The organism is Klebsiella sp. HMSC25G12 (genome assembly GCF_001807705.1).
GTDB lineage: Bacteria > Pseudomonadota > Gammaproteobacteria > Enterobacterales > Enterobacteriaceae > Klebsiella > Klebsiella variicola.
In genome coordinates, this window is the sequence record NZ_KV789897.1 from 56,078 (window position 1) to 65,405 (window position 9,328).

The window sequence follows — 9,328 nt, forward strand, 5'->3', positions numbered from 1 at the left end:
ACGGACTGGATGCGCTATCAGTCCTGAGGAATTCCGTACCGGTGCTCTGCCTCCTCATCAGGCAAAGCGAATACGGCAGGTACAAACCCTGCGGCAGCACAGAGTAACCGGTTTAGCGAGAAGCAGAAGGAGGGGAGAGGGAAAATCAGAAATTATTTAGTGACCGCGGGACGGGAGGCCCGCGGTCACGCCGTGTTTACGGAGCGGCAGAGGCCGGTTCAATCGGCAGATCGCTCCGCGCGCCCCATTCGCTCCAGGAGCCGTCGTACAGGCAGACGCCGTTCACGCCAAGCGTGGTGAGCGCCAGCACGACCACCGCCGCCGTCACCCCCGATCCGCAGCTGGCGATGATTGGCCGTTCAAAATCGACACCCTGACGTAAAAAGATGTCGTTCAGCTCGTCGACGGTTTTCAGTTCGCCGTTAATCACCAGCTCCGTCCATGGCACGTTAAGCGCGCCGGGGATATGCCCGCGACGCAGGCCCGGGCGCGGTTCGTCGGCCTGGCCGTTAAACCGGGCCGCCGGACGCGCATCGACAATCTGCGCCGACCCTTCATGGCTGACCAGCAGGACGTCGGTCAGGCGCTTAATTTGTTGGGGATCGAAACGCACGTCGAATTCCCCTTCGGCCACCTCGGGCACGCCTTGCTCCAGCGGCAGTTCGTCACGTCGCCAGCCCTCCAGCCCACCGGCCAGAATGGACACCTTCTCCACGCCAAAGGTGCGCAGCATCCACCAGGCGCGAGGCGCGGAAAACAGATTGCCTTCGTCATAAACCACCAGGTGCTTATCGCTGCAGACGCCCAGCTCGCGCATGGCGACGGCAAATGCCTCGGCGCGCGGCATCATATGCGGCAGCGGGCTGGTGTGATCGGACAGCGCCTCAATATCGAAAAACAGCGCGTTCGGCACGTGGCCGGCGCGGTATTCCGCGGCCATATCGCGCAGGGCCTCCTGCCCGGCGGGCGCCATACGGGCGTCGATAATCTGGATCTCCGGGTCATCAATATGTTCTGCCAGCCAGTCGGCGGCGACAAAAAACGAGGTGGACATGGGTGCCTCCGTTTTACAATTCATGACTGAATTGTCGGCGTTTTATCTCACGCTGACAAGTTAAGGACGTCAGAGTGGGGACGACGTCACGGCACTTTTCTGATTAATCGGCAGAAACCCGCGTCATCACTGTTGAGAAGTGCCGCCTTAACGCATAATAAAAAGTGATAATTTGCATCAGGCCCACCGGCCGAGGGGTTAGAAGGATGAAACCATTTCGTTTAGCGGCGCTGTCACTGGCGCTCCTTACCGCATTTTCATTAACCGGGTGTGATGACAGCGGTGCGCCGCAGGCCACGGCCCCGGCGCCAGCTGCGGATAGCAACCCAGGCGCGACGGCAAAACCGGACCGCGCCCAGCTGGCGGCGCTGGCGGAAAAAAGCCAGGGCAAAGCGCTGACGCTGCTCGACGCCTCGGAGGTGCAACTGGATGGTGCCGCGACCCTGGTGCTGACGTTTTCCGTGCCGCTGCAGCCGGACCAGGATTTCTCCCGCAGCGTGCATCTGGTCGACAAGAAAAGCGGTAAGGTCGACGGTGCCTGGGAACTGGCGCCGAATCTGAAAGAGCTGCGTCTGCGTCACCTTGAGCCAAAGCGCGAGCTGATTGTCTCGGTCGACCCGACGCTGACCGCCCTGAACAAGGCCACGCTCGACAAACCGTTCGAGAAGACCCTGACCACCCGCGATATCGCACAGAGCGTTGGTTTCGCCAGCCGCGGCTCGCTGCTGCCGGGCAACGTGGTCGCCGGGCTGCCGGTGATGGCGCTGAACGTTGATAATGTCGACGTTAACTTCTTCCGTATTAAGCCGGAATCACTCTCCGCGTTTGTCAGCCAGTGGGAATACCGCAACTCGTTAAGCAACTGGGAGTCTGATGAGCTGCTGAAGATGGCGGATCTGGTCTATACCGGCCGCTTCGATCTCAACCCGGCACGCAATACCCGCGAAAAGCTGCTGCTGCCGCTGAACGATATCAAGCCGCTCCAGCAGCCGGGCGTCTACGTGGCGGTGATGAACCCGGCGGGCCATTATAGCTACAGCAACGCGGCGACGCTGTTTACCCTCAGCGATATCGGCGTCTCGGCGCATCGCTACCACAACCGGCTGGACGTCTTTACCCAGAGCCTGGAAAACGGCGCCGCCCAGTCTGGTATCGACGTCCAGCTGCTCAACGCCAAAGGGCAGACCCTGGCGGAGGCGAAAAGCGACAGCCAGGGCCACGTTACTCTGCAAACCGATAAAGAAGCCGCGCTGCTGCTGGCGCGTAAAGAGGGGCAGACGACGCTGCTCGATCTCAAGCTGCCGGCGCTGGATCTGGCGGAATTCTCTATCGCAGGGGCGCCCGGCTTTAGCAAACAGTTCTTTATGTTTGGCCCGCGCGATCTCTATCGGCCGGGCGAAACGGTGATCCTCAATGCGCTGTTGCGCGATAGCGACGGCAAGCCGCTGGCGGAGCAGCCGGTGAAGCTGGAGGTGGTTCAGCCGGACGGCCAGGTGATCCGTTCGGTGATGAGCAAACCGGTGAATGGTCTGTACCAGTTCACTTATCCGCTCGACAGCGGCGCGGCTACCGGCATGTGGCACATTCGCGCCAGCACCGGCGATAACCAGCCGCGCGAGTGGGACTTCCACGTCGAAGACTTTATGCCGGAACGCATGGCCCTGAACCTGACGCCGCAGGCCGCGCCAGTCGCGCCGGATGCCGACGTCACCTTTGGCGTCAGCGGCGCTTATCTCTACGGCGCGCCGGCCAGCGGCAACCAGCTGCAGGGCAAGCTGTTCCTGCGCCCGCTGCGCGACGCCGTCGCTGCGCTGCCGGGCTTCCAGTTCGGCGATATTGCGGAAGAAAACCTCTCCCGTAGTCTGGATGAAGTCCAGCTGACGCTGGACGAAAAAGGTCATGGCGAAGTGACCACCTCAAGCCAGTGGCAGGATAGCCATTCGCCGCTGCAGGTGGTGTTGCAGGCGAGCCTGCTGGAATCCGGGGGGCGCCCGGTGACCCGCACCGTACAGCAGCCGATCTGGCCTGCCGAGGCGCTGCCGGGGATCCGCCCGCAATTTACGCTGAAGGACGTTTACGATTACCGCACCGATACCACCGTGAAGCAGCCGGTGGTCGATGAGAACAGTAACGCCGCGTTTGATATCGTCTATGCCGACGCCAAAGGCGAGAAAAAAGCGGTCTCGGGCCTGCAGGTGCGGCTGATCCGCGAGCGCCGCGACTACTACTGGAACTGGTCCGACAGCGAAGGCTGGCAGTCGCAGTTCGATCAAAAAGATCTGCAGGAGGGCGAGGAGTCGCTGGATCTGCAGGCCGGACAAACCGGCAAAGTGAGCTTCCCGGTAGAGTGGGGCTCATATCGCCTGGAGGTGAAAGGGCCGGACGACGTGGTCAGCAGCGTGCGCTTCTGGGCCGGCTATAGCTGGCAGGATAACAGCGAAGGTACCGGCGCGGCGCGTCCTGACCGGGTCACCATGAAGCTGGATAAACCGAGTTATAAACCGGGCGACACCATCAAGCTGCATATTGCCGCCCCGGCGGCGGGTAAAGGCTACGCGATGGTGGAATCCAGCGAAGGGCCGCTGTGGTGGCAGGAAATTGACGTCCCGGCGGAGGGGATGGATCTGTCTATTCCGGTCGATAAAGCCTGGAACCGCCACGATCTCTACCTCAGCACGCTGGTGGTTCGCCCCGGCGATAAATCCCGCTCGGCGACGCCGAAACGCGCGGTCGGCCTGCTGCATCTGCCGCTGGGCGATGAAAACCGCCGCCTGACGCTGGCGCTGGAGGCCCCGGACAAAATGCGCCCCAACCAGCCGCTGACGGTGAAAGTGAAAGCCAGCGTCAAAGAGGGCGAGGCGCCGAAACAGGTCAACGTCCTGCTCTCGGCGGTGGATAGCGGGGTACTGAATATCACCGATTACGCTACCCCGGATCCGTGGAACGCCTTCTTTGGCCAGAAGCGTTACGGCGCAGATATCTATGACATCTACGGCCAGGTGATCGAAGGGCAGGGACGTGTGGCCAGCCTGCGCTTCGGCGGCGATGGCGACGAGTTAAAACGCGGCGGCAAACCGCCGGTCAACCACGTGACGATCGTCGCCCAGCAGGCGCAGCCGGTGGTATTGAACGATCAGGGCGAAGGTACGGTGACGTTACCCATTGGCGATTTTAACGGCGAGCTGCGGGTGATGGCCCAGGCGTGGACGGCGGATGACTTCGGCAGCAGCGAAGATAAAGTGGTGGTGGCCGCCCCGGTCATCGCCGAACTGAACACCCCGCGCTTCCTCGCCAGCGGCGATACCACACGGCTGGCGCTGGATCTCAGCAATCTGACCGATAAACCGCAAACCCTGCAGGTACATCTTACCGCCAGCGGGCTGGTGACCTTGACCGATGGCCAACTGCCACCGGTGCAACTGGCGCCGGGGGCGCGCAGCACGCTGTTTATACCGGTGAGCGCGCTGGCGGGATTCGGCGATGGTCAGGTCAATGCTACTATCAGCGGCCTGAGTCTGCCGGGAGAAACCTTCGCCCCGCTGCAGAAACAGTGGAGAATCGGCGTCCGTCCGGCGTTCCCGGCCCAGACTGTCAACAGCGGCGCGGTGCTACAGCCCGGCGAAAGCTGGCAGGCGCCGGCGGCGCAGAGCCAGGGGTTCGCCCCGCAAACGCTGCAGGGCCAACTGCTGCTCAGCGGGAAACCGCCGTTGAACCTTGCCCGCTATATCCGTGAGCTGAAAGCCTATCCTTACGGCTGCCTTGAGCAGACCGCCAGCGGCCTGTTCCCGTCGCTGTACACCAGCGCGGCGCAGCTAAAAGCGCTGGGCATCAGCGGCGATAGCGATGAAAAACGCCGCGCGGCAATCGATGTTGGTATCTCACGCCTGCTGCAGATGCAACTGGAAAACGGCGGCTTTGCGTTGTGGGATAAAGAGGGGCCGGAAGAGTACTGGCTGACCGCCTACGCCATGGACTTCCTCGTCCGCGCGGGCGAGCAGGGCTATAGCGTACCGGTCAACGCCATTAATAAAGGTAACGAACGCCTGCTGCGCTATCTGCAGGAGCCGGGGCTGATGACCGTGCGCTACAGCGATGACGCCCAGGCCAGCCGCTTTGCCGCCCAGGCATACGCCGCGCTGGTGCTGGCGCGTCAGCAAAAAGCCCCGCTCGGCGCCTTGCGTGAAATCTGGAGCCGTCACGACCAGGCGCGATCCGGCTTGCCGCTGCTGCAGCTCGGCATTGCGCTGAAAACCATGGGCGATGCGCCGCGCGGCGATGAGGCCATGAAGCTGGCGGTTGCCACCCCGCGCCAGGATGAGAATCGTTGGCTGGGCGATTACGGTAGCCCGCTTCGCGATGACGCCCTGAAGCTGGCGCTGCTGGAAGAGAACAAGCTGCTGCCGGAGGTGCAAAACACGCTGTTGAGCACGCTGTCGGAAGAGACCTACGGCCAGCGCTGGCTGTCGACCCAGGAAACCAACGCCCTGTTCCTTGCCGGACGTACGCTTGCCGACCTGCCGGGCAACTGGCAGGCGCAAACCTCGCTGCAGGCTGAGCCGCTGGCCGGCGACAAAGCGCAAACCCGTAACCTCGACGGCGATCGGCTGGCGACGCTGCAGGTGAGTAATACCGGCAGTCAGCCGCTGTGGCTGCGTCTCGACAGCAGCGGCTATCCGCAAAGCGCGCCACAGCCGGGCGGCAACGTGTTGGGGATTGAACGCGCTATTTTCGATACCCACGGCCAGCAGAAATCGCTGACCTCGTTGCGCAGCGGCGAACTGGTGCTGGTGAAGCTGGAGGTGACCGCCAAACGCAATGTGCCTGACGCGCTGGTGGTTGATCTGTTGCCTGCCGGTCTGGAGCTGGAAAACCAGAATCTGGCCAACAGCAGCGCCAGCCTGCAGGAGAATGGCGACGCGGTGCAAAATCTCCTTAACCAGATGCAGCAGGCGGATATTCAGCATATCGAGTTCCGTGACGACCGTTTCGTCGCCGCTGTCGCTGTCAATGAAGGCCAGCCGGTGACGCTGGTTTATCTGGCGCGGGCGGTGACGCCGGGTACTTATCAGGTCCCGCAGCCCCAGGTGGAATCGATGTATGTGCCGCAGTGGCGGGCGACCGGGGCGGCCAGCGGTCCGCTCACCGTGACGCCGTAAATGCGCGTATTGCCTCGGGTTAAACGCCGCTGGCGCTGGCTGGCGGCGTTTATTTTTCTGCTGTGGCTGGCGGTGCTGGCCGCCGATCGCCTGTGGCCGCTGCCGCTGCAGGACGTCACGCCTGCCCGCGTGGTGGTGGCGGAAGACGGCACGCCGCTCTGGCGCTTTGCCGATGCGCAGGGCGTCTGGCGTTATCCGGTGACTCTCGCCGACGTGTCGCCGCGCTATCTGCAGGCGCTCATCCAGTATGAAGACCGCTGGTTCTGGAAACATCCTGGGGTCAATCCCTTCGCGGTGCTGCGCGCCGCCTGGCAGGATTTAACCTCCGGGCGGGTCATTTCCGGCGGCAGCACGCTCACCATGCAGGTGGCGCGTCTGCTCGACCCTCATCCGCGCACCTTCGGCGGCAAGCTACGCCAGCTATGGCGGGCGCTGCAGCTGGAGTGGCATCTGTCAAAAAACGACATTCTTACCCTCTATCTGAACCGCGCGCCGTTTGGCGGCACCTTACAGGGGATCGGCGCGGCCAGCTGGGCTTATCTTGGCAAACCGCCCGCTCAGCTCAGCTACGGCGAGGCGGCGCTGCTGGCGGTGCTGCCCCAGGCGCCCAGTCGTTTGCGCCCGGACCGCTGGCCGCAGCGGGCCCAGGCGGCGCGCGATAAAGTCCTCACGCGCATGGTCAGCCAGGGCGTCTGGCCGCAACGGCCGGTACAGGAAGCGATGGAGGAACCTGTATGGCTATTCCCCCGGCAGATGCCGCAGCTGGCGCCGCTTTTTTCGCGCCGGGCGCTGGCGACCAGTCGCGACGAAAAGGTGACGACAACGCTCGATGCCGGGCTCCAGCGGCAGCTTGAGGATCTGGCGCTGAACTGGAAATCGCGCCTGCCGCCGCGCAGCTCACTGGCGATTGTTGTCGTCGATCACACGGATATGAAAGTCCGCGGCTGGGTGGGATCGGCGGATATCACCGACGACAGCCGCTTCGGCCATATTGATATGGTCTCGGCGGTGCGTTCGCCGGGATCGGTGCTGAAACCCTTTGTCTACGCGATGGCGATGGATGACGGGCTGATCCATCCGGCGTCGTTATTACAGGATGTTCCACGACGCTTTAGCGATTATCGTCCCGGCAATTTTGACAGCGGATTTCATGGCCCGGTGAGCGTCAGCGAGGCGCTGGTGCGCTCCCTGAATCTGCCGGCGGTGCAGGTGCTTGAAGCCTACGGGCCCAAACGTTTCGCGGCGAATTTACGCAACGCCGGGCTGCCCCTGACGCTGCCCGCGGGCGCAGAGCCGAACCTGTCGCTGATCCTCGGTGGGGCCGGGGCACGGCTGGAAGATATCGTCGCGGCGTACAGCGCCTTTGCCCGTCACGGCAAGGCGGCGTGGCTGCGCCTGAAGCCCGACGACCCGCTGGTGGAAAGATCGCTGATGTCACCCGGCGCGGCGTGGATTGTCCGGCGCATTTTGGCCGGCGAAGCGCAACCGGTTCCCGATGCCTCACTGCCGCAAGTGGTGCCGCTGGCGTGGAAAACCGGTACCAGCTATGGCTATCGCGATGCGTGGGCGGTCGGCCTCAATGCGCGATATCTGATAGGTATCTGGACCGGACGGCCCGACGGTACGCCGGTGGTGGGCCAGTTTGGCTTCGCCAGCGCCGTGCCGCTGTTAAACCAGGTCAATAATCTGTTGCTGGCGCGCCAGGCGATGAGCCGCGGCGGGCTGCCGGTCGACCCGCGCCCGCAAACGGTGAGCCGCGGGGCTATTTGCTGGCCAGGCGGGCAGGATCTACCGGCCGGTGACAGCAACTGCCGCCGGCGCTTAGCCAGCTGGCTGCTGGATGCCAGCCAGCCACCGACGCTGCTGCTGCCCGGGCAGGAGGGCGTGCGCGGGATCCGCTTCCCGGTGTGGCGCAACGCAGCAGGGGAAAGGGTGGCCGCGGATTGTCCGGGTGCGACTGAAGTCGTTATTGATGTCTGGCCGCTGCCGCTGGAACCGTGGCTGCCGGCCAGCGAGCGCCGTCGCGCGCGTCTGGGGCCGGTATCGAAAGTGTGCCCACCGTTGCAAACTCAGAATGCCGCGCCGCTGGTGTTGTCAGGTATTCGCGAAGGGGCGTTAATAAAACGTCTGCCGGGCGAGGCGCGGGTGATGTTACCCGTGCAAACCAGCGGTGGAGAAGGGCGGCGCTGGTGGTTTATCAACGGCCAGCCGTTAGATGCCACCGGTGCGACAACCACGCTAACGCTGGATAAGCCTGGCAAGTGGCAGCTGGTGGTCATGGATGAGGCTGGGCAAACGGCGGCCGCCAGTTTCACCCTGCAATAACCAGGGTAAATTTGTTGTTGGCGGTTTGTGTTTCCAATACTCATCTTATTTTAACAAAATGTTACCTTCATCCGTAGGCATCGCCGACGTTGCTCATTATAATGCGCGCCAGGCCATACGATCGTATGCGCAACAACAGAACATTTAATTAGAGGTAATCATGGCTATTGAACGTACTTTTTCCATCATCAAACCAAACGCGGTGGCAAAAAACGTTATTGGCAGCATCTTTTCTCGCTTTGAAGCTGCAGGGTTCAAAATCGTCGGCACCAAAATGCTGCATCTGACCGTTGAGCAGGCTCGCGGTTTCTATGCTGAGCACGAAGGTCGTCCGTTCTTCGATGGCCTGGTTGAATTCATGACCTCCGGCCCGATCGTGGTTTCCGTCCTGGAAGGCGAAAATGCAGTTCAGCGTCACCGTGACCTGCTGGGCGCCACCAACCCGGCGAACGCCCTGGCCGGTACCCTGCGCGCTGACTACGCTGATAGCTTCACTGAGAACGGCACCCATGGTTCCGATTCTGTAGAATCCGCTGCTCGCGAAATCGCGTTCTTCTTTGCTGAAGGCGAGGTTTGCCCGCGCACTCGCTAATCTCCTGCGTCTTTCACGCCACAGCATTGTTGGCTTCCTTCGCGCACCCCGGTCACATAGTTATCTATGCTCCCGGGGATTTGTGAACTCGCCGCCTCGCTGTGACCTGAAATACTTTGGAGATACAAACCTCGTCTTTTCGACCGTCGCGGCGTTGGCTGCGCGCGTTCACCCCGGTCACATAGTTATCTATGCTCCCGG

Annotated in this window: 4 protein-coding genes; 3 read left to right on the top strand and 1 reads right to left on the bottom strand. The window is 62.5% G+C overall.

Annotated features, from left to right (window positions below):
• Positions 1-196 precede the first annotated feature (196 nt).
• On the bottom strand, positions 197-1,054 hold the full coding sequence (gene sseA, locus HMPREF3096_RS16020; protein ID WP_012967442.1) for a 3-mercaptopyruvate sulfurtransferase: 858 nt from the start codon (positions 1,052-1,054) through the stop codon (positions 197-199).
• Between the two features lie 206 nt (positions 1,055-1,260).
• Between sseA and HMPREF3096_RS16025 the strand changes: the two genes are divergently transcribed.
• The 3 genes from HMPREF3096_RS16025 to ndk all read left to right on the top strand — a co-directional run bounded on the left by HMPREF3096_RS16025 (position 1,261) and on the right by ndk (position 9,127).
• Positions 1,261-6,210 carry an alpha-2-macroglobulin family protein gene (locus HMPREF3096_RS16025; RefSeq protein WP_032730941.1) on the top strand — a complete coding sequence of 1,650 codons (4,950 nt, stop codon included), beginning with the start codon at positions 1,261-1,263 and terminating at the stop codon, positions 6,208-6,210.
• Entirely contained in the window at positions 6,211-8,535 is a 2,325-nt protein-coding gene (gene pbpC, locus HMPREF3096_RS16030; protein ID WP_070544525.1) for a peptidoglycan glycosyltransferase PbpC, read from the top strand.
• Positions 8,536-8,695: 160 nt separating this feature from the next.
• Positions 8,696-9,127 (top strand): nucleoside-diphosphate kinase, encoded by a 432-nt coding sequence (gene ndk, locus HMPREF3096_RS16035; RefSeq protein WP_004144312.1) that lies wholly within the window; start codon positions 8,696-8,698, stop codon positions 9,125-9,127.
• Positions 9,128-9,328: the final 201 nt, after the last annotated feature.